The organism is Salinirussus salinus (assembly GCF_009831455.1).
GTDB classification, from domain to species: Archaea; Halobacteriota; Halobacteria; order Halobacteriales; family Haloarculaceae; genus Salinirussus; species Salinirussus salinus.
Genome location: NZ_WOWO01000004.1, coordinates 146,068 through 164,820 on the forward strand (window position 1 = coordinate 146,068; position 18,753 = coordinate 164,820).

Consider the following 18,753-nt stretch of genomic DNA (forward strand, 5'->3'; position numbering starts at 1 on the left):
GCGGCGGGGTTAAATGGCACGCGCTGTCGCGGTCGCCGTCCGCTGCGGTCGCCCGGGAGCGGCGGTCGCAGGGGTGACATCGTAAGGCCTACTTTCGGGTTCGACGTTGGGCGAACGATGAGACTCCGGCACCCGCTGACGGCCGTCGCGGGCGCGGTCCTGCTCTCGGTCCCGTGGGTGCTCACCTTCCTCACGGGGACGGAGTTCGGGACGACCCCGACGGTGCTGGTCAGCGGCGTCAGCGTCCTCGGGGCGTCCTTCCTGCTGGCGTGGGGGGCCGAGACCGCCGAGAAGGACGTCCCCCGTGCATTCGCCATCGCGGTGCTCGCGGTGCTGGCGGTCGCCCCGGAGTACGCCGTCGACGCGCTGTACGCCTGGGGGGCCGGCTCCGGCGGCGCGACCGCCGAGGCCTGCCGGGGGGTCGCGACCGGCGGCGAGGGGCTGGCCGCCGGCGCCGCCGCGAGCGCGGACACGCTGGCCGACGCCTGCCAGAGCGCCAACCTCGCAGTCGCCAACATGACCGGCGCCAACCGCATCCTGATCGGGCTGGGGTGGGCCGGTATCGCCGTGCTGACCGTCTACAAGGCCCGCCAGACCAGAGACCCCGCCGTCGAGCACCGCGATGGGCTGTTCGCCAGCGTCGTCCACCTCGACCGCGACATCGCCACCGAGCTCACCTTCCTCTTCCTGGCGACGCTGTGGGCCTTCCTCGTCCCGCTGGGCGGCGGCATCGGCGCGCTCGACTTTCTCGTGCTCGTCGGCATCTACGTCGTCTACATCGGCATCATCATCCGCGGCGACATCGAGACGACCGAGGAACACGCCGGCGTCCCGGCCTACTTCCAGGGCTTCCCCCGGCCGGTGCGGGTTCCGGTCGTCCTCGGCCTGTTCGCGTACTCGGGGTTTCTGATCTTCACTGCCGTCGAGCCCTTCGCCCACGGGCTCGAGGACATCGGGACCGCCATCGGCGTCCCCCCCTTCTTCATGATCCAGTGGATCGCGCCGCTGGCGAGTGAATCCCCCGAGCTGGTGGTCGTCACGGTGCTGGTTTACAAGGCCCGCTCGACGGCCGGGTTCAACGCCCTGATCTCCTCGAAGCTCAACCAGTGGACGCTGCTTATCGGGACGCTCGTCGTCGTCTACTCGCTGGCGCTGGGGCAGTACGGCGTGCTCCCCTTCGACCGGATCCAGTCCGGCGAGATCTGGATCACCGCCGCCCAGTCCTTCTTCGCACTCGGTATTCTGGTGAACTTCCAGATCTCCATGCGCGAGGCGCTCGCGCTGTTTGGCCTGTTCATCTCGCAGGTGCTCATCGAGTTTACCTTCCTCAGGCTGTGGCAACCCTTCGCGATGCCCGCCGACGAGGTCAAGTTCCTCATGCTCGTGACGTACACGGTCGTCTACCTCGTATTGGGCGCGGCGCTGCTCGTGCTCCGGCGGCGGCAGCTCCGCGAACTGTTCGAACTCGCGGCCTTCGCGGCCCGGAAGGCCGCCGGCCAGCAACCGGTCGAGCCCGACCACGCCGACTGATGCTCGCTATCGTCGTCTCCCGCGCCGACGAGGCCTCCGTCCACGTCGGCGACCACCTCCTCGACCTCGCCGAGTGGGAGGCACGGACCGACGATAGCCGGCCGGACGCGGAGGGGGGTGGGACCGTCTACCGGCTGGAGAGCCGGGCCGCCGCTGGCGACGCGACCGGCGGCGGCAGCGACGACGACGGCAACGCAGTGCCGGTCGAACTCCGGGAGTTCGAGGCGCTTCACCTCGACCTGGAGCGGCCGGCCGACGCCTTCGGCGAGCCGGACCTGCTGGTCTTCGTCTCCCGCCACTCCGGGGAGACGGGGCCGCTGCTGACGGCGCATCACACCGGCAACGTCGGCCCCGCCGACCACGGCGGCGAGCCGAACCGGTTCGCCCGCGCCTGTCCGAACGCCCACGCCCGGGTCCTCGAGGCGCTGGCAGCTCACGCACCCGAGGGGTACGAGGTCGGCATGGAGTGTACCCACCACGGACCCAGCGAGGTCGGCGCCCCCTCGATGTTCGTGGAGGTTGGCAGCGGCCCGGAGGCGTGGGCCGACCCCGACGCGGCGCGGGCGGTCGCCCGGGCGACCCTCGACCTGCGCGGGACCCCCGCCGACCGCGACGCGGAACGGTCCCACACCGGGTCGGGTCGGGAGGCGGGCGGGGAGGCCGACCGGGACAGGCGCCACCTCCTGGGCGTGGGCGGGGGCCACTACGCACCCCGGTTCGAGCGGGTCCTCCGGGAGACCGACTGGGCGGTCGGCCACGTCGCCGCCGACTGGGGGCTGGAGGCGCTCGAAGCGGAGGAACTCCGTCCCGTGATGGGGCGGCTCCTGGAGGAGAGCCGAGCCGGCTACGCCCTGCTGGAGGGCGAACGTCCGGAGGCCGCGGCGGCCGTCGAGGCTGCGGGCGGACGGGTCGTCGGCGAGACGTGGGTCCGGGAGACCGACGGCGTCCCCCTCCCGTTCGTCCGGGCCGTGGAGTCCGCGGTGGCGGCCGTCGACGAGGGGCTGCGCTTCGGCGAGCCGGCGCGGGAGCACGGGGGGAAGACGGGCCCCGGCGACCCGTCGGCGTTCGTCGTCGCCGACCTCCCGGAGGAGCTGCTCGCGGAGGCCCGCGGTATCGACCGCGAGACGACCCGGGAGCTGCTCGCGGCACGGACGCTCGCCTTCGTGACCGACCAGGGCGGGACCCGCCCGACCGGCCCGGCCGTCCTCGGCGCGCCCGAGGAGTACGACGAGCTCGTCGACGGTATGGTCGACGTACTCGAAACGCGGTACGACGGCGTGACGCGGCTCGCGGAGGACGGTCAGGAGGCTGAGAAGACGGCCGGGAACGGCGAGGTGATTATCGCTCGCGAGACTGCCTTCGACCCGGAGAAGGCACGCACACTGGGCGTCCCGGAGGGGCCGAAATTCGGCAGGCTCGCGGACGGACAGGCCGTCGAGGTCGACGGTGAGCGCGTTCCCCCGGAAGCGGTCAGCACGGAACGGGAGATAGCGTTTTCAGTCCCGAAAACAGTCAGACGTCCGTCAGACACAGGGGAAAACTCATAACGGTCGCTGTGTTAGGAGGCTCTTAAAATGGACTCCATTATCGATGATGCCATCGAGGAGGCCGAGGAGGAGCGGGAGGAGGCGACGAACAGCGCCCCGGAGACCGACGGGACGACTCCCGCCGAGTCGTCCTCGACCGGCGAGCCGTCGACCAGCGGCCAGATGACCGACGAGGAGCTGGCCGACGTCGTCGAGGACCTGGAGACGAAGATCACGGTCGTCGGCTGTGGCGGGGCCGGCGGCAACACCGTCACGCGGATGATGGAGGAGGGGATCCACGGGGCGAAGCTCGTGGCCGCGAACACCGACGCCCAGCACCTCGCCGACGAGGTCGACGCCGACACCAAAATCCTGATCGGGAAGAAGCGGACCGGCGGCCGCGGGGCCGGCTCTGTCCCGAAGATCGGCGAGGAGGCCGCCCAGGAGAACATCGAGGACATCCAGCAGTCCATCGACGGCTCCGACATGGTCTTCGTCACGGCGGGGCTGGGCGGGGGGACCGGTACCGGCGCCGCGCCCGTCGTCGCCCAGGCCGCCCAGGAGGCGGGCGCGCTCACCATCTCCATCGTCACCATCCCCTTCACCGCGGAGGGCGAGCGCCGCCGCGCGAACGCCGACGCCGGGCTCGAACGCCTGCGCGCCGTGAGCGACACCGTCATCGTCGTTCCGAACGACCGCCTGCTCGACTACGCCCCCTCGATGCCTCTGCAGGACGCCTTCAAGATCTGTGACCGGGTGCTGATGCGCTCGGTCAAAGGGATGACCGAACTGATCACCAAGCCCGGCCTCGTCAACGTCGACTTCGCCGACGTCCGCACCATCATGGAAAACGGCGGCGTCGCGATGATCGGCCTCGGGGAGTCCGATTCGGAGAACAAGGCCCAGGACTCGATCCGCTCGGCGCTGCGCTCGCCGCTTTTGGACGTGGAGTTCGACGGCGCCTCCTCCGCGCTGGTCAACGTCGTCGGCGGCCCGGACATGTCCATCGAGGAGGCCGAGGGCGTCGTCGAGGAGATCTACGACCGGATCGACCCCGACGCCCGGATCATCTGGGGCGCCAGCGTCAACAACCAGTTCGAGGGCAAGATGGAGACGATGATCGTCGTCACCGGTGTCGAGAGCCCCCAGATCTACGGGAAAAGCGAGGCCGAACAGGAACGCGCCGCCAAGGAACTCGGCGAGGACATCGACTACGTCGAGTAGCCGCCGGCGTTACGTGGAGTCCAGTCTGTCCGTTTTCCCGTCCGCTCGTTTCACACCTCACCTGCCCGCCGCTCCCGCCGTCCGCTCCTACAAGATACTTATTCGCCCCCCGGGATTTCCCGGCGTATGTCACGAACACGGAGCGTGGCACTCGCCGCCCTGACCCTCCTGGTCCTCTCCGCGGGCTGTGCCGGACTGTTCGGCGGGGAGAGCGAGCAGGCTCGCCAGCTCCAGCAGGCGAGCCTCGACGCGATGGGGAGTGTCGATATCTACGAGTTCGAGATGACGATGACGGCCTCGGCCGAGGAGCAGTCGGTCGAGGTGGAGGCGACCGGCGTCGCGAACCGCTCGGCGCCGCGCTCGACGCTGACGGTCACCGTCGACACGCCACGCGGCGACCAGCGGGTCACCGCCTACCTCGTCGGCGGGACGGCCTACGCCGAGGCCGGCGGCAGGTGGCAGACCCGGGAGGTCGACCTCGCAGAGCAACGCGACCGCCTCCAGCAGATGGAGGAGATACTGAACGCCTCGACGGTCACCTTCGAGGGCAACAGCACGCTCGACGGCGAGCCGGTGTCGACGCTGCGCCTCGAGGTGCCCCAGGACAGACTCGACGAGCTGTCCGTGCTGAGCCAGGGCGGCGGCGTCGGCGTCGCGGACTTCGACTTCACGGAGTTCACCTACACACTGCAGGTCAGCCGCGACGACCACCTCCCCCGGCAGGTCGAGATCGACGCGACCGCGCAGGCGGGCGGCCGGTCCATCGACCTGACGGGGACGGTCCGGTACAGCGAGTTCGGCCGGCCACAGAACATCACGCTGCCCGGCGACGCGCCGGCCTGACTCTCGCGGGGCCCGCGGGTGTCTCCGCCCCCGTCCCTGCCGCGTGGGGTCGTCAGCCATCAATAGATAGAAAAGCGAGCACAGATTAGGAGCGGGTATGAACACGCCGAAGGACCTGAGCTCCTACATCAGGGTGCTCAAGCTGGCGAGCACGCCCTCCTGGACGGAGTTCTCTCAGGTGGCCAAGATCGCCGGCGCGGGGATCCTGCTGGTGGGACTCGTCGGCTTCCTGATCTACGTCTTCATGTACATCATGCCGGGTGGTCCCTGATGGGTATCTACGCCGTCAAGACCACCGCGAGCCAGGAGCGGACCGTCGCGGACATGATCATGAACCGCGAGGAGGAGTCGGTCCACGCCGCGCTGGCGCCGGATTCGGTCACCTCATACGTGATGGTCGAGGCCGACGACCCCGCGGTCTTCGACCGCATCCTCGACGAGATCCCACACGCCAACGGCGTCGTGCCGGGCGAGACCTCCATGTCCGAGGTCGAGCACTTTCTCTCGCCGACCCCCGACGTCGAGGGGATCGCCGAGGGCGACATCGTCGAACTCATCGCCGGCCCCTTCAAGGGCGAGAAGGCCCAGGTCCAGCGCATCGACGAGGGCAAAGACCAGGTGACCGTCGAACTCTACGAGGCGACCGTTCCCATCCCCGTCACCGTGCGCGGCGACCAGATCCGCGTGTTAGATTCCGAAGAGCGATAGGTCCAAGAGCAGCCAAGCGGCGACAAGTCTCTGGCTCTGCAGACACAACGAATACCAGCCGTTAGGCCGGGCGCGCGGTTCATCGCGCGCCCACGGGGAAGGGCAGGCTGACCACGAGCATCCGCGCGAACGGAGTGAGCGCGGTTCACTCGGCGCGACTACAAGGAGCGCCGAGGTCGTTTTGTACTAAATTTTTGCGAGCGGGGGTACCGCAGCGCCCCCGGCGCGAGGATACCCCCGAAGTAAAAATTTAGTTGTTCTCGAGCCGGTCGACGACCTCGCGGATGTCGGCCTCGGCCTCGATGGCCTCCTTGACGCTCTCGCGGCGCCGGACGTCGCCGGCGTCGGCGTCGTAGGCTCGGACGTACTCGGCGCGGGAGTGCTCGTCGAAGGCGTGACGGATCGCGAAGTAGCCGTCGGGGACGACCGCGCCACAGACCTTGCACTCGATGCGGTCGTGGGCCGTGGCCTGGTGAACGATGAGGTCCTCGACGCGGTCGAAGACTTCCTCGTCGCCCTCGATCGCACATTCCCAGCGCGCCATGTGCGGTGGGTGGCGAGCCCGGGATAAAACCGTTCCGACGCCGGCGGGCTGTTCCCGGGTGCCGGACCGGTGTTACCGCCGGGCAACCTCGTGGCGGCCAAATCCGTACCGCAGGCGGTTCGCCAGCCGCCGGGAGAACCGCCCCTCGCCGGGCTCGTCCGCGGCGTCGCCGGTCGTCCGGGAGCCGAAGCGCTCGGCCAGCGCCGCGTAGATCAGGGGGAGGGGGACCTCCTGTTCGAGGGCCTCCTGGACGGTCCAGGTGCCCGTGGAGCCGCCGGTGACGTGGTCGGCGACGTCCCCGAGGTCCGACCCCTCCTCGCGGAAGGCCTCCTCGCAGAGTTCCAGCAGCCACGACCGGATGACGGCGCCGTTGTTCCACGTGCGGGCCACGGCCTCCAGGTCCAGGTCGTAGCGCCCCTCGTGGAGGAGTTCGAACCCCTCGCCGTAGGCCTGCATCAGCGCGTACTCGACGCCGTTGTGAACCATCTTCACGTAGTGGCCCGCACCGGCGGGCCCCATCCGGGCGTGACCGTCGGGGCCGGTGGCGACGGCGTCGAAGACCGGCTCCAGTTCCTCGTAGGCCCACTCCGGGCCGCCGACCATCAGCGAGAAGCCCAGTTCCGCGCCCGCGGGTCCGCCGGAGGTGCCACAGTCGAGGTAGGCGGCCTCGGTGGCCTCGGCCCGGCGGACCGAGTCCTCGAAGTGGGAGTTGCCCCCGTCGACGACGATGTCGTCGCCGTCGAGGTGACCTTCGAGGTCCTCCAGTGCGGCGTCGACGGGTTCGCCGGCGGGGACCATCAGCCAGACCCGCGTGTCGGGACCGAGCCGGTCGACGAGGTCGGGGATCGATTCCGCGGGCTCGGCGCCGTCGTTGGCGACCGCGCCGACGGCCTCGTAGTCGACGTCGTAGGCGACGACGTCGTGGCCTCCCTCGATGGCCCGCCGGGCGACGATCCGTCCCATCCGCCCGAGTCCGATGATGCCCAGTTCCATACGGAGTGGTCGACCGGCGGGCAGGTAGGGGTTGTGGTCGCCGGCGCGGGCGCCGCCTGTGGGATTCAGCCTCCCTCGGCCGACGTTCGCCGGACCCCGGCGATGTAGGCGGAGTTGGTGCTGTACCGGCGCTCGAAGACCGTCTCGTGGACGAACTCGACGGACCATCCCGGCCGGTCGAAGCGGGCGCGCAACTCCGCGGGCGAGAGTCCGTAGATGCTCCGGTCCCGGCGGGCGTCCCCGAGCACGCAGTACAGCCCGCCGGCCCGGAGCACCGTTTCCAGCCCGTCGACGAAGCGCTCGCGCTCGGCCTCACCGAGAACGTGAAACATCGCACAGTCCAGTACCGTCCGGAACGCGAACCCGAGGTCGGCCAGCCGGTCGAGCGCCAGCGCGTCCCAGACCAGAAACCGGGCGTCCAGCCCCCGCCGGCGGGCCTTCGCGCGGGCCCGGGCGACCGCGCGCCGCGAGAGGTCGACCCCCAGCACCGCCAGCCCGCGGTTGGCGAGATACAGGGAGAGTTCGCCCGTGCCACAGCCCACTTCGAGGACCGGTCCCTCGACGTAGCCGGCCTCCGCGAGCGCGAGGAAGGCCCGCTGGGGGCGGCCGATGTCCCAGTTGGGCACCCCGGCGTAGGCGGCGTCGTAGACGTCGACCAGCGGGCCGGCCGGTCGCGGGGGGACGGCGGTCATCCCGCGTCACCACCGGTCGTGGCCCTGGTCGAGTGGTCCATGCCCGACGGTTGGGTCGGGGGCGTCCTATAGCTACGGCCCGCGAGCCCCTCGCGTTCCCGGGTGTGGCGGTGTCGTAAGCGAAAATTTATATCCGCGACCTCCCAGCCGACACACATGGACGTGGTTGCGTCGGTAGTACGTGCGCCGGCACGGTAGCCGCCGTTTTCGGGCCGCCTGGCACCTCTCGAACGGGCCCAGCCGCGACAGACACCGACAGCTACGGACACACGTGCGAACCTGACAAACTATGACTGACCTACCGGACAGCTACGAGGCCGAGACCGTCGAGGCGAAGTGGCGCGAGGAGTGGCAGGAGATGGATGTCTACGAGTACGAGGATACGGGAAGCCCCGACTACGTCGTCGACACCCCGCCGCCCTATCCGACGGGGAACCTCCACATCGGCAACGCCCTGGGGTGGTGTTACATGGACTTCGCCGCCCGGTACAGGCGCCTGCAGGGGTACGACGTGAAGTTCCCACAGGGGTGGGACTGTCACGGGCTCCCCACGGAGGTCAAAGTCGAGGAGAACAACGACCTCCACCGGACGGACGTCCCCCGCGACGAGTTCCGGCAGATGTGCATCGACCACACCGAAGAACAGATCGACGCGATGAAGGAGACGATGCACACGCTGGGGTTCTCCCAGGACTGGTCGACGGAGTACAAGACCATGGACCCCGACTACTGGGGGGAGACCCAGCGCTCCTTCGTCCGGATGGCCGACAGCGACTACGTCTACCGCGACGAGCATCCCGTCAACTGGTGTCCCCGGTGTGAGACCGCCATCGCCGACGCCGAGGTCGAGACGGAGGAGGGCGTCGACGGGACGCTGTACTACATCACCTTCCCCGCCGTCGACGGTGGCGAGGATATCGAGATCGCAACCACGCGCCCCGAGTTGCTCGCGGCCTGCGTCTCGATGGCCGTCCACCCCGACGACGACCGCTATGCCGACCGGGTGGGCGAGACCTTCGAGGTCCCCCTGTTCGGCCAGGAGGTCGAACTCATCGCCGACGAGGACGCCGACGCCGACTTCGGGACCGGCGCCGTGATGATCTGCACCTTCGGGGACAAGCAGGACGTCGACTGGTGGGCCGAGCACGACCTGGATCTGCGGCCTGTCGTCACCGAGGACGGCCACCTCGGCGAGGCGGCCGGCGAGTACGCCGGGATGGGGATCGACGAGGCAAAGGAGGCTGTCGCCGCGGACCTGGAGGCCGAGGGCTACCTGAACGACACCGAGCCGACCGAGCAGAACGTCGGCCAGTGCTGGCGGTGTGACACCCCCATCGAGATCCTCTCGAAAGAGCAGTGGTTCGTCGAGGTCGACCGGGCGGAGATCCTCGAGCACGCCCGGGAGGTCGAGTGGATCCCCGAGCACATGTACGACCGCCTGGAGGACTGGACCGAGGGGATGGAGTGGGACTGGGTCATCTCCCGCCAGCGCGTGTTCGCCACTCCGATCCCGGCGTGGTTCTGTGGCGACTGCGGGCACACCTACATCGCCGGCGAGGACGAACTGCCCGTCGAGCCGACCGACGAGGCCCCCGCCGTCGACGCCTGCCCGGAGTGTGGGGCGGGCGCGGCTCCGGAGGAGTCGCGGGATGGAGGCGGCGAAGCCGCCGGAACCCACTGGCACGGCGAGACCGACGTGATGGACACGTGGATGGACTCCTCGATCTCGGCGCTGTACGTCGGCGGCTGGCCCGACGCGGACTTTTCGCCGGTCCAGTTGCGCGAGCAGGGCCACGACATCATCCGGACGTGGGCCTTCTACACCATCCTCCGGACTGCGGCGCTGGAAGGGGAGATCCCCTGGGAGGAGGCACTCATCAACGGGATGGTCTTCGGCGAGGACGGCAACAAGATGTCCAAATCCAGGGGCAACTTCGTCCAGCCCGAGGAGGCCGTCGAGGAGTACTCTGCGGACGCCTTCCGGCAGGCGATGGCGCTGGGCGGCCAGCCCGGCTCGGACATCCAGTTCCAGTGGAAGGAGGTCAAGTCGGCGAGCAGGTTCGGGACGAAGGTCTGGAACATCACCCGCTTCGCGGCCGGGCATCTGGACGACGAGCGCGAGCCGCTCGCCGACCCCGCCTACCGCGACGTCGACCGGTGGGTGCTCTCGCGGTGTGCCGACGTCGCCGAGGCCGTCCAGACACACATGGACGAGTACCGCTTCGACGCCGCCCTCCAGGAGCTGCGCGATTTCGTCTGGCACGACCTGGCCGACGACTACCTCGAACTGATCAAGGGGCGGCTCTACGAGGGCCGCCCCGGGGAACGGGACGCCGCCCGGCAGGCCCTCTTTACGGCCCTGTCGGCCTCGCTGCGGATGCTCTCGCCGTTTGCCCCGTTCCTGACAGAGGAGGCCTGGCGGGCCCTGCCCGGCACCGAGGGGAGCGTCCACGCCGGCGCCTGGCCCGACCTGGAGTTCGACGATGACGGGGCCGAGGTTGCGGGGGAGCTCATCGCCGATGTCGCCTCGACGGTCCGTTCCTGGAAGTCCGACCAGGGGATGGCGCTGAACGCCGAACTCGAGAAGGTGGAGGTCTACCCCGACGAGACCCCCGAGGCGGCGGTCGACACCTACGACCTCTCGGAGGCAGTCAACGGCCCCGTCCACGTCCGCGAGGGCGAGCCGACCGTCGAACTCGTCCCCGTCGAGGTCGAGCCCGACCACGCGACCATCGGACCGGAGTTCCGCGACCAGGCCGGCCAGGTCATCGCCGCCCTGGAGGCGATGGACCCCACCGAGGTCCGCGACCAGCAGCGTTACGAGGAGGAGATCGAAGTCGACCTGGGAGAGGAAGTGGCTGTCGTCCCCGGAGAGGCCGTCACCGTCCGCGAGGAACACCGCGCCGAATCCGGGGAGGAGGTGACCGTGCTCGAGGGCGAGCGCGCGACCGTGCTGGTCTACGCCTGACCGCCCCGACCGCTGGCGGCGCTTCTCCCGCTCCGTCCGGCCCCGCATCCAGTAACGTTTAGAGACTCGAACCGGTACGTGTCGGTAATGACAGAGGAACCGGCGGGTAGCCAGCACGGCGACAGCCCGCCAGGGCCGGCGGAGGGCATCGAGGGGGGTGGACCCGGGGCCCGCTCCGGCAGCCCCGGTGGCGACGGTTCCAGCGACGACTGCGCCGGTCACGACGGCCCCGGTGGCGGGGAACCGGCCGTCCGTACCGACGGCGGCTCGTTCGGCACCGCGCCGGAGACGCCCGTCGGCGGCCGGCTGTTCGACCACCTGTCGCTCCGGCCGGGTCTGCTGCTCGGGATGGTCGCGTTCGTCGGCACCTACGCGGTGATGTACTCGCTTCGGGCCGAGCGGGTCGCCAGCGCGGTCGCGGGCCTCCCGCTCGCGCTCTCGGCGTCGACCCCGGAGATCCCGCAGGTCGTCGGCTGGCTCGTCTACCGCGCCCACTTCGTTCCGATCGAGTACTCCGTTACCGGCGCCGGTAGCGACTCCGGCGAGCTGAGCTTCGGCGCCTTCCCGGGGGCCGGCGACCTCGTCGCGGCGCTCGAGCCGGGGTTGCTCCTCTTTGTCCCCCTCTTCATGCTCTTCATCTGTGGCTTCTACACCGCCATCGAGTGTGACGTCACGACGCCGAAGACGGGCGCCGTGGCGGGTGCGAGCGTCGTCGTCGGCTACCTCCTGCTCGTGGTCGTCGCCGTCGCCGCGCTCACCTGGAGCCTCTCGCTGGCGGTGTTCAACCTCACCGTCACCGCCTCCATCGGCCCGGGAGAGGTCCAGGCCGTGTTCATCGCGGGCGTGGTCTACCCCCTGGTGGGGGGCGCGCTCGGCGGCGCCGCGGCCGGCGCAGTGGCCGACTGGTCCCCGACGGGGTGACCCGCTCGGGGCGGTGTCCCCGTCGCCACGCATATGTAGCCACGCGCCGTAGCCGTCGGCGTGACGACGGTCGCGCCCGACGGCGACGCGCCCCGCGTCCGGCAGGCCGAGCGCGCGGACCTGCTCGCGGTTCACCGGATCGAGCAGGCCGCGTTCCCCCAGCCCTGGCCCTTCGACGCCTTCGAGCGGTATCTCGGCGAGCCCGGCTTCCTGGTCGCCACCCCGCCCGCCGACGAGCGCGTCGTCGGCTACGTGGTGGCCGACTCGGTCCCCAACCACGGCCGGCCGCTGGGGCACATCAAGGACATCGCGGTCCGTGAGAGCCACCGCGAACGCGGGGTCGGGACCACACTTCTGAAGCGGTCGATGGGCGTGCTCCGGACCGCGGGGGCCTCCTCGGTGAAACTCGAGGTCCGGGAGGGCAACGACACCGCGCGCCGTCTCTACCGCGAGCACGGGTTCGAGCACCGCCGGACCATCCCCCGCTACTACAGCGACGGCGAGAACGCCCTGGTGCTGGTCCGTCCGCTCTGAAACGCCTTTGTGGCTCGGTCGTCTTGACCGGGTATGGGCTACGCCTGCCCGGTCTGTGAGGACCCCCAGTCCGACGCGACCCACCTCGCGAACCACCTCGCGTTCACCGCCATGCTCCGCGGCGGCGAGCACGGCGAGTGGCTCGACGACCACGTCCCCGAGTGGGGCGAGCTGGACGAGACGGAACTCGGCGAGCGGGTCGCCGAGCACGCCCCGGAGACGGAGTTCCCGCAGGTCTTCGAGGACACGACCGACCGCGGCCCCGGCAGCCACGGCCACGAGCACAGTGAGGGGGGCCACGGCACGGGCGGCAGCGGGAGACGCACCGGCTCCGGTGACCTGCCGGCCGGGGCCGACGCCCTCGCGGGCGAGGCGCTCGACGAGGAGGCCCGCGAAGTCATCGCCGAGGCCCGCGAGATGACCCGGAAGCGCCGGGAGAACGCCGACGCGGCCGGGGCTGACAGCGAGGGAGACACAGACGAGGACAGGGCCGAGGGCAGCGCGGGAGATGACGGGGACAGTCCCGGAACGGAAACGGAATAGGGCTGCCGGCCGAAGGGGAGGTATGGAGACGGAGGGGCTGTTCGCACCGGAGACGGCCGCCGCGGCCCGCGAGCGCTACGAGGCGCTCGGGCCGACGGCACAGACGACGGTCAAGCAGGTCGCGAAGGCCATGGAGTTCGACCCCGAGGAGTACGAGGACCGGGTCACCGGCGAGGTAGTCGAGACGGCCCGGGAAGTGCTCTTCGCCTCGATGCTCGAGGTTCACGTCGGGGACCGCGAGGCCTTCGAGGAGTGGCAGGCCAAGCACGAGGGGTGGGAGGTCGTCGAGTTCGGGAGCGAGCACGTCGACGGGGTGGTCTGGCACGCCGCACCCTTTGCGGAGACGGTCGTCGCCGCCACCTTCCACGAGCAGCGCCGGGCGGCGGTCGAGACGCTGCGCCGGCAGGCCTTTGGCCGCGTCTACAGCGAGGTGGTCCCGTGCGCCCGATAACGAAGAAGGCGGTCTACGTCATCTTCGCAGTCGTGGTCGTGCTCCTCGCGCTGGGCGCGCTGCCCGGTCTGCTGAAAAGCGGCGACCCCTACTACCTGACCGCCACCGCGGCGACCCCGGCCGGCAACGCCACCCCATTCAACGCGAGCGAGGTCACGGGCGACCGCTTCCCCTACACCACGACGGCCCTGGAGCGGGCGAGCGCTGGCGAGCCGGGCCGTTCTGACCCCTACTGGCGTGGCCCCGTCGGGTTCAAGGGCGCGTTCACCCACTCGCCGTTCGACGAGGAGAACGCCCTGAGCCGGCAGTACCCCAACGCCAGCGCCGACGACGGCGTGTACACCCGCCACGGCGGAACGGTCTACCGGCTGAGCATCGTCCGGGAGGCTGAGGGATGACCGGCGACTGGAGCGGCTCCGGGGGCCCTGCCGGCGACGACGCGGTGCCCGACGAGTGGCCGGTCGTCGAGTCAGTCACGGAGTACGACACGCCCTGGTACACCGGCGGATACGACCTGGTCGAACAGCCCGACGGCTCGCGCAAGCGGTACTACTGGGCCGAATTCCCGCCGGCGGTGGTGGTGCTCCCGGTCGCGGACGGGCAGGTCGTCTTCGTCGAGCAGTACCGCCCGACGGTCCGGGAGCGCCACCTCGAACTCCCGGCGGGGGTCGTCGAGGACGGCGAGTCCTACACCGCGGCCGGCGCGCGGGAGCTGCGCGAGGAGACCGGCTTCGACCCGGCGGGGGTCTCGCTTCTGGAGGACTTCTGGGTCGCGACGGGCGTGCTTCGCCACCGGCGGGGGATCGTCTTCGCGGAGGGGCTGGAGCCCGTCGGGACCGACCGCGGCGACAGCGAGTTCCTCTCCGTGCGGACGGTCCCCGTCGAGGAAGCCCTGGCGGCGGCCCGGCGCCAGCCCGCCCACGACGCAACCATCGAGGCCGTCCTGCTGGCCCGCGAGGAAGGGGTCCTGTAGGAGACCGGGGAGCGTCAGGGCTTTGGACCGCGCACCCACATTGGCGGGCATGGACGGACAACTCACGGCGCGGGAACTGGAGGACCTGCTGGTCGAGTCGGCCCCCCTTATCGTCGACGTCCGCGACGAGCAGTCCTACCGGGCCCGCCACATCCCCGGCAGCGAACACATCCCCTTTGCGGAAATCCCCAAAGAGAGCGACCGGATCGCCGAAGCCGACCACGTCGTCACGGTCTGCTACGAGGGGATCGCGAGCGCGAAGGCCGCCCGGCTGATCGCCTCGCACAAGGACTTCGACGGGGTCGTCGAGAACCTCTCCGGCGGCATGGACGCCTGGGAGGGGCCCGTCGACAGCGACGGGAGCGCGGGCGCGAACGGTGGCGGGGACGCCACCGACGCGGCCGGGACCTCGGACCCGCCCTTCTGAGCGCGGGCCAGCAGGGACGTCAGCAACGGGAGCACGGAAACGGTGGCTCGGTGTCAGGTATCGTCACAAGGGGCTCAGTGGGGGTAACTGTTCGTCATCGCCACCATCCGTGCTGGTCCGCGGACGGGCATAAGTGCAGTGCTCGGCTCGGACCGCCGGGCCCGGTAGTAGCAGGTGTCCGTCCGGTACCCTCAGGTTCCGTGCTGCCAGGAGTCCATGTACTCGCGTTGCGCGTCGCTCAGCGAGTCGTACCCGACGCCTTCGGCCGCCAGCTTGATGTCGGCCACCTCGCGGTCGACCGCGTCGGGGACATCGTGGACGCCGGCGTCGTAGTCGCCCTCCAGCAGTTCCTCGACGCAGAGCGCCTGCACGCCGAAGCTCTGGTCCATCACCTCGACGGGGTGGCCGAGCGCGACCGGCGCCGCCAGATTCACGAGCCGCCCCTCCGCGAGGACGTGGATCCGGCGGCCGTCCGCGAGCTCGTAGGCCCGGACGCCGTCGCGGGCCTCGTAGCTGTCGACGGCCATGTCGGCGAGCCCCTCGATGTCGATCTCTACGTCGAAGTGGCCGGCGTTCGCCAGGACGGCGCCGTCCTGCATGACCTCGAAGTGGTCCTCGACGATGACGTCGCGGTTGCCGGTGGTCGTGACGAAGACGTCGCCCTCCGCGGCGGCCTCGGCCATCGGCATCACGTCGTACCCCTCCATGTGCGCCTCGAGGGCCCGGCGGGGGTCGACCTCCGTCACCACGACGTCGGCGTTCTGGCCGCTGGCCTTCTTGGCGACCCCCTTCCCGCAGTAGCCGTAGCCGGCGACGACGACGGTCTTGCCCGCCCACGAGAGGTTGGTGGTCATCGCGATGGCCGCGAGCGCGGACTCGCCGGTACCGTGGACGTTGTCGAACAGCCGCTTTGTGGGCGTGTCGTTGACCGCGAACATCGGGTACTCCAGCGCCCCGTCGGCGTCCATCGCGCGCAGGCGGTGGACCCCGGTGGTCGTCTCCTCGCAGCCGCCGACGACGGTGCCGAGGAGTTCGGGGTAGTCCTCGTGGATGGCGAAGACCATGTCGCCGCCGTCGTCCACAGTGATCGTGGGGTCGTGGCCGATGACGGCCTCGATGGCCGCGTAGTAGGCCTCGTCGTCGACGCCGCGCTCGGCGTAGGATGTGACCCCCTCGACGGCGTCGAGCGCGGCGCTGACGTCGTCGTGGGTCGAGAGGGGGTTACAGCCCGTGATGGCGACCTCCGCGCCGCCGGCCGCGAGCACCTCCACCAGGGCAGCCGTCTTGGCCTCGACGTGCATCGCCATGCCGATCCGCTCGCCGGCGAGCGGCTGTTCGGCCTCGAAACGCTCGCTGACCGCCGAGAGGATGGGCATGTGCTGGCGGACCCACTCGATCTTCCGGCGCCCTTCCGCCCGGGCGGCGTCGGGGTCGTCCAGTCGCTCACTGATGGGAGCAGTCATGGACAGAGCGTGGGCCGGGCCCGGCAAAACCCTACCGAAGCACCGCTACGACCGGGGCGTCCCGCGTCAGCTACCTGCCCGCGTGGTCGGGCGGGCCGGCGCCCTCCGGCGGACCGCGCTCGTCGTCGTCATCCTCGCCTTCCTCGTCGTCATCCTCGCCTTCCTCGTCGTCGTCTTCCTCGCTGTCGTCGGCCTCGTCTTCCTCGCGTTCCTCTTTCTCCTCGGCGTCGTCGTCGCCCTCGTCGGCGTCGTCACCGCGGTCCTCGGGCGGGCCGGCGTGTGCCGGCGGGCCGCGCTCGTCGCCCTCGGCACTGCCGTCGACCGTCTCGCCGCGCTCGTCGTCGGTCTCGTTGTCCGCGTCGTCACTGCGGTCCCCGGGCGGACCGGCGTGTGCCGGCGCGTTGCCGGGGTTGTTGGCGGTCACGAACGCCGCGACGAGCGGTCCGATCCGCGTTACGTTCTCGCCGTCCTGCAGCGCGTGGACGTACGCCGAGACGCGCTGTCCGAAGCTGTCGGTCCCGTTCCCGTCCGTCTCGTTCTCCTCGACGGCGACCAGCTCGGCGGTGGTCGTCGCCGTGTCGTTACCCGCCTCGGCGGTCACGTCGACGGTGACGTTCTCCGTGGGCGCGGGCAGCTCGGCCTCCCCGTCGTCGTCAGTCGTATAGTTGCCGTCCCCGTCGTAGGTGCCGTTGTCGGCTGTCTCGACGAGCACCGAGGCGTTGGCCACGCCGGTGTCGTTACGCGTCACCGACACCGTCACCTCGCCGTCGTCCTGTGCCACGCCGACCGAGAGGTTCCCGGCAGCGTCGGTCGAGTCGGCTGCCACGGCCCCGGTCAGGGGCGCCCCGACCATCGCCAGGACCATCGCGACCGCGAACAGCGCCTGTCGTGTCATATCCGTGCCTGTGGCGAGAGACCGCATAAACCCGTACCGTGGTTCAGGCCGTTCACCGCGTTTTTGAGTCGTCAGAGACGGAATCAGTGACCGTTATACGGTTTAAAATCCGTGCTTGTCGTTTAATTACCGATCGCGTTCGGGTCACGTGCCACCGGTCGCGCCGGCCGGGTTCGGCTGGTCCCGGCGGGTCGAGTCGCTCTCAGTCGGCGGCCCGCTCGAACAGCGCGCGCGCCTGCTCCTCGGCCTCCTGTCGCGTCCGCTGCAGGTCGATAGTCGTGAGCTCGCGGTCCCGCATCAGTACCTGCCCGTCACAGACCGTGTGGCGGACGTCGCTGCCCCGGGCCGCGTAGGCCAGGTGGCTCACGAGGTCGTGCTGTGGGGTGAGGTGTGGGGCGTCCAGGTCGACCACCGCGAGGTCGGCGTTCGCACCGGGCTCGATTCGGCCGCTCTCGAAGCCAAGCGCGGCCGCGCTGCCCTCCGTCGCCAGCCGGACGGCCGTGCCCGCGCCGACCGCGCTCGCGTCGTCCGCCGCGAGTTTCCCGAGCATCGCCGCGTCGCGCATCTCGTCGAACATGTCGAGGTCGTTGTTCGAGGCCGCGCCGTCGGTGCCGAGACCGACGGTCACCCCCGCGTCCAGCAGCTCCTGGACCGGCGCCATCCCGGAGGCGAGTTTCATGTTCGAGGCCGGGCAGTGGACCACCGCCGTGTCGCGGTCGGCCAGCAGCTCCATCTCCGCCCGGTCGACGTGGACGCCGTGGGCGACGAAGGAATCCTCCGCCAGCAGGCCGAGGTTGTCGGCCCACGCGAGCGGGCGCTGCCCGCGCTCCGCGAGGACCGGGTCGACCTCGTCTACCGTCTCGTTGGCGTGGAAGTGGACCGGGAGGCCGGCCTCGCGGGCCCGCGGGAGAAACTCCTCGAAGTGGGCCTCGTCGACGGTCGTCAGGCTGTGGGGGGTGAACATCGTCCGGACCCGGCCGTCGGCGTAGCCGTCGTACTCGCGGGCGAACCCGAGTCCCTCCTCGAAGTCGGCGACGGCCTCCTCCTCGGGGCGGCCCACGGAGATGCAGCCGTGACCGAGCCGGGCGCGCATCCCCGTCTCGGCGACTACCTCGGCCACCTCGTCCATGAAGAAGTACATGTCGCCGAAGGCCGTAGCACCAGAACGAATCATCTCCGCGATACCCAGACGGGTGCCCGCGGCGACGTCCGCCGCCCGGAGTTCGGCCTCGACCGGCCAGATGTCCTCCTGGAGCCACGCGTCCAGGGGCTTGTCGTCGGCCGCTCCCCGGAACAGGGTCATCGCGACGTGGGAGTGGGCGTTGACCAGCCCCGGAACCACCAGCCCCCCCTCGGCGTCGAGTTCGTCGTCGCCGGCCAGCGCGCCGGGGTCGTCGACGGCCGCGACGGTGCCGGCGTCCTGGTCGAGCAGTACGTCCGCCCGTTCGACGGCCCCCGAGGGACGGAGCACGCGCCCCCCCGAGACCAGCAGCTCGCTCATACCCCGCGTTGCCCCGC

General features: G+C 70.4%; 20 protein-coding genes. 14 read left to right on the forward strand and 6 right to left on the reverse strand.

The genetic code is table 11. From position 1 onward, the window contains the following. Positions 1–117: 117 nt before the first annotated feature. The 6 genes from GN153_RS14600 (at position 118) to GN153_RS14625 (ending at position 5,831) form a co-directional block, all read left to right on the forward strand. Positions 118–1,530: a sodium/calcium exchanger protein gene (locus GN153_RS14600; protein WP_159904075.1), complete on the forward strand. Its 1,413-nt coding sequence runs from the start codon at positions 118–120 to the stop codon at positions 1,528–1,530. Next, positions 1,530–3,077 carry a D-aminoacyl-tRNA deacylase gene (locus GN153_RS14605; protein ID WP_159904077.1) on the forward strand — a complete coding sequence of 516 codons (1,548 nt, stop codon included), beginning with the start codon at positions 1,530–1,532 and terminating at the stop codon, positions 3,075–3,077. Before GN153_RS14600 ends, GN153_RS14605 begins: the two co-directional genes overlap by 1 nt. Positions 3,078–3,104: 27 nt before the next feature. Beyond that, the gene (gene ftsZ, locus GN153_RS14610) at positions 3,105–4,280 is read left to right on the forward strand and encodes a cell division protein FtsZ (RefSeq protein ID WP_159904079.1); all 1,176 of its coding nucleotides are present in this window, start codon (positions 3,105–3,107) and stop codon (positions 4,278–4,280) included. Between the two features lie 126 nt (positions 4,281–4,406). Then, entirely contained in the window at positions 4,407–5,123 is a 717-nt protein-coding gene (locus tag GN153_RS14615) for a hypothetical protein (protein ID WP_159904081.1), read from the forward strand. 97 nt (positions 5,124–5,220) lie between these two features. Further along, positions 5,221–5,394, forward strand: a complete 174-nt coding sequence (locus GN153_RS14620; protein WP_159904083.1) for a protein translocase SEC61 complex subunit gamma — start codon at positions 5,221–5,223, stop codon at positions 5,392–5,394. Beyond that, positions 5,394–5,831: a transcription elongation factor Spt5 gene (locus tag GN153_RS14625; protein WP_159904085.1), complete on the forward strand. Its 438-nt coding sequence runs from the start codon at positions 5,394–5,396 to the stop codon at positions 5,829–5,831. The genes GN153_RS14620 and GN153_RS14625 overlap by 1 nt, the downstream gene beginning before the upstream one ends. A gap of 250 nt (positions 5,832–6,081) precedes the next feature. Here the strand turns inward: GN153_RS14625 and GN153_RS14630 are convergent, their stop codons facing one another. From GN153_RS14630 to GN153_RS14640, 3 genes are all read right to left on the reverse strand, one after another. Then, a complete protein-coding gene (locus tag GN153_RS14630; protein ID WP_159904087.1) occupies positions 6,082–6,375 on the reverse strand; it encodes a DUF7565 family protein in 294 nt (97 codons plus the stop codon). 72 nt (positions 6,376–6,447) lie between these two features. Then, a complete protein-coding gene (gene gnd / locus GN153_RS14635; protein ID WP_159904089.1) occupies positions 6,448–7,368 on the reverse strand; it encodes a phosphogluconate dehydrogenase (NAD(+)-dependent, decarboxylating) in 921 nt (306 codons plus the stop codon). Positions 7,369–7,433: 65 nt separating this feature from the next. Continuing rightward, complete coding sequence (locus GN153_RS14640) at positions 7,434–8,060, reverse strand: class I SAM-dependent methyltransferase (protein WP_159904092.1); 627 nt, start codon at positions 8,058–8,060, stop codon at positions 7,434–7,436. Between the two features lie 289 nt (positions 8,061–8,349). Here GN153_RS14640 and GN153_RS14645 point away from each other — a divergent pair, with 289 nt between their 5' ends. From GN153_RS14645 to GN153_RS14680, 8 genes are all read left to right on the forward strand, one after another. After that, on the forward strand, positions 8,350–11,028 hold the full coding sequence (locus tag GN153_RS14645; RefSeq protein ID WP_159904094.1) for a valine--tRNA ligase: 2,679 nt from the start codon (positions 8,350–8,352) through the stop codon (positions 11,026–11,028). Positions 11,029–11,115: 87 nt separating this feature from the next. Beyond that, positions 11,116–11,949, forward strand: a complete 834-nt coding sequence (locus GN153_RS14650) for a hypothetical protein (protein ID WP_159904096.1) — start codon at positions 11,116–11,118, stop codon at positions 11,947–11,949. A gap of 60 nt (positions 11,950–12,009) precedes the next feature. After that, positions 12,010–12,483, forward strand: a complete 474-nt coding sequence (rimI, locus tag GN153_RS14655) for a ribosomal protein S18-alanine N-acetyltransferase (RefSeq protein ID WP_159904098.1) — start codon at positions 12,010–12,012, stop codon at positions 12,481–12,483. A 33-nt stretch (positions 12,484–12,516) separates the two neighbouring features. Further along, positions 12,517–13,026, forward strand: coding sequence for a DUF5810 domain-containing protein (locus tag GN153_RS14660; protein WP_159904100.1), 510 nt, complete (start codon positions 12,517–12,519; stop codon positions 13,024–13,026). A 22-nt stretch (positions 13,027–13,048) separates the two neighbouring features. Then, the gene (locus tag GN153_RS14665; RefSeq protein WP_159904102.1) at positions 13,049–13,477 is read left to right on the forward strand and encodes a DUF5809 family protein; all 429 of its coding nucleotides are present in this window, start codon (positions 13,049–13,051) and stop codon (positions 13,475–13,477) included. Continuing rightward, entirely contained in the window at positions 13,465–13,875 is a 411-nt protein-coding gene (locus GN153_RS14670) for a hypothetical protein (RefSeq protein WP_159904104.1), read from the forward strand. The genes GN153_RS14665 and GN153_RS14670 overlap by 13 nt, the downstream gene beginning before the upstream one ends. Continuing rightward, on the forward strand, positions 13,872–14,450 hold the full coding sequence (locus tag GN153_RS14675; protein WP_159904106.1) for an NUDIX hydrolase: 579 nt from the start codon (positions 13,872–13,874) through the stop codon (positions 14,448–14,450). The genes GN153_RS14670 and GN153_RS14675 overlap by 4 nt, the downstream gene beginning before the upstream one ends. Positions 14,451–14,499: 49 nt before the next feature. Further along, positions 14,500–14,877, forward strand: a complete 378-nt coding sequence (locus GN153_RS14680; RefSeq protein WP_159904108.1) for a rhodanese-like domain-containing protein — start codon at positions 14,500–14,502, stop codon at positions 14,875–14,877. Positions 14,878–15,068: 191 nt separating this feature from the next. Here GN153_RS14680 and GN153_RS14685 read toward each other — a convergent pair whose 3' ends face one another. The 3 genes from GN153_RS14685 to GN153_RS14695 form a co-directional block, all read right to left on the reverse strand. After that, on the reverse strand, positions 15,069–16,340 hold the full coding sequence (locus tag GN153_RS14685) for an adenosylhomocysteinase (RefSeq protein WP_159904110.1): 1,272 nt from the start codon (positions 16,338–16,340) through the stop codon (positions 15,069–15,071). Positions 16,341–16,410: 70 nt separating this feature from the next. Further along, positions 16,411–17,235 carry a hypothetical protein gene (locus tag GN153_RS14690; protein ID WP_159904112.1) on the reverse strand — a complete coding sequence of 275 codons (825 nt, stop codon included), beginning with the start codon at positions 17,233–17,235 and terminating at the stop codon, positions 16,411–16,413. Positions 17,236–17,437: 202 nt separating this feature from the next. Further along, positions 17,438–18,736 (reverse strand): amidohydrolase, encoded by a 1,299-nt coding sequence (locus GN153_RS14695; RefSeq protein WP_159904114.1) that lies wholly within the window; start codon positions 18,734–18,736, stop codon positions 17,438–17,440. Positions 18,737–18,753 lie beyond the last annotated feature (17 nt).

Coding starts and splice junctions, on each gene's coding strand:
- GN153_RS14605 (WP_159904077.1), top strand. CDS start 1,530: ATGCTCGCTATCGTCGTCTCCCGCGCCGACGAGGCCTCCGTCCACGTC.
- gnd (WP_159904089.1), bottom strand. CDS start 7,368: ATGGAACTGGGCATCATCGGACTCGGGCGGATGGGACGGATCGTCGCC.
- GN153_RS14685 (WP_159904110.1), bottom strand. CDS start 16,340: ATGACTGCTCCCATCAGTGAGCGACTGGACGACCCCGACGCCGCCCGG.
- ftsZ (WP_159904079.1), top strand. CDS start 3,105: ATGGACTCCATTATCGATGATGCCATCGAGGAGGCCGAGGAGGAGCGG.
- GN153_RS14600 (WP_159904075.1), top strand. CDS start 118: ATGAGACTCCGGCACCCGCTGACGGCCGTCGCGGGCGCGGTCCTGCTC.
- GN153_RS14690 (WP_159904112.1), bottom strand. CDS start 17,235: ATGACACGACAGGCGCTGTTCGCGGTCGCGATGGTCCTGGCGATGGTC.
- GN153_RS14695 (WP_159904114.1), bottom strand. CDS start 18,736: ATGAGCGAGCTGCTGGTCTCGGGGGGGCGCGTGCTCCGTCCCTCGGGG.
- GN153_RS14615 (WP_159904081.1), top strand. CDS start 4,407: ATGTCACGAACACGGAGCGTGGCACTCGCCGCCCTGACCCTCCTGGTC.
- GN153_RS14660 (WP_159904100.1), top strand. CDS start 12,517: ATGGGCTACGCCTGCCCGGTCTGTGAGGACCCCCAGTCCGACGCGACC.
- GN153_RS14630 (WP_159904087.1), bottom strand. CDS start 6,375: ATGGCGCGCTGGGAATGTGCGATCGAGGGCGACGAGGAAGTCTTCGAC.
- GN153_RS14665 (WP_159904102.1), top strand. CDS start 13,049: ATGGAGACGGAGGGGCTGTTCGCACCGGAGACGGCCGCCGCGGCCCGC.
- GN153_RS14650 (WP_159904096.1), top strand. CDS start 11,116: ATGACAGAGGAACCGGCGGGTAGCCAGCACGGCGACAGCCCGCCAGGG.
- GN153_RS14675 (WP_159904106.1), top strand. CDS start 13,872: ATGACCGGCGACTGGAGCGGCTCCGGGGGCCCTGCCGGCGACGACGCG.
- GN153_RS14620 (WP_159904083.1), top strand. CDS start 5,221: ATGAACACGCCGAAGGACCTGAGCTCCTACATCAGGGTGCTCAAGCTG.
- GN153_RS14645 (WP_159904094.1), top strand. CDS start 8,350: ATGACTGACCTACCGGACAGCTACGAGGCCGAGACCGTCGAGGCGAAG.
- GN153_RS14625 (WP_159904085.1), top strand. CDS start 5,394: ATGGGTATCTACGCCGTCAAGACCACCGCGAGCCAGGAGCGGACCGTC.
- GN153_RS14640 (WP_159904092.1), bottom strand. CDS start 8,060: ATGACCGCCGTCCCCCCGCGACCGGCCGGCCCGCTGGTCGACGTCTAC.
- GN153_RS14680 (WP_159904108.1), top strand. CDS start 14,500: ATGGACGGACAACTCACGGCGCGGGAACTGGAGGACCTGCTGGTCGAG.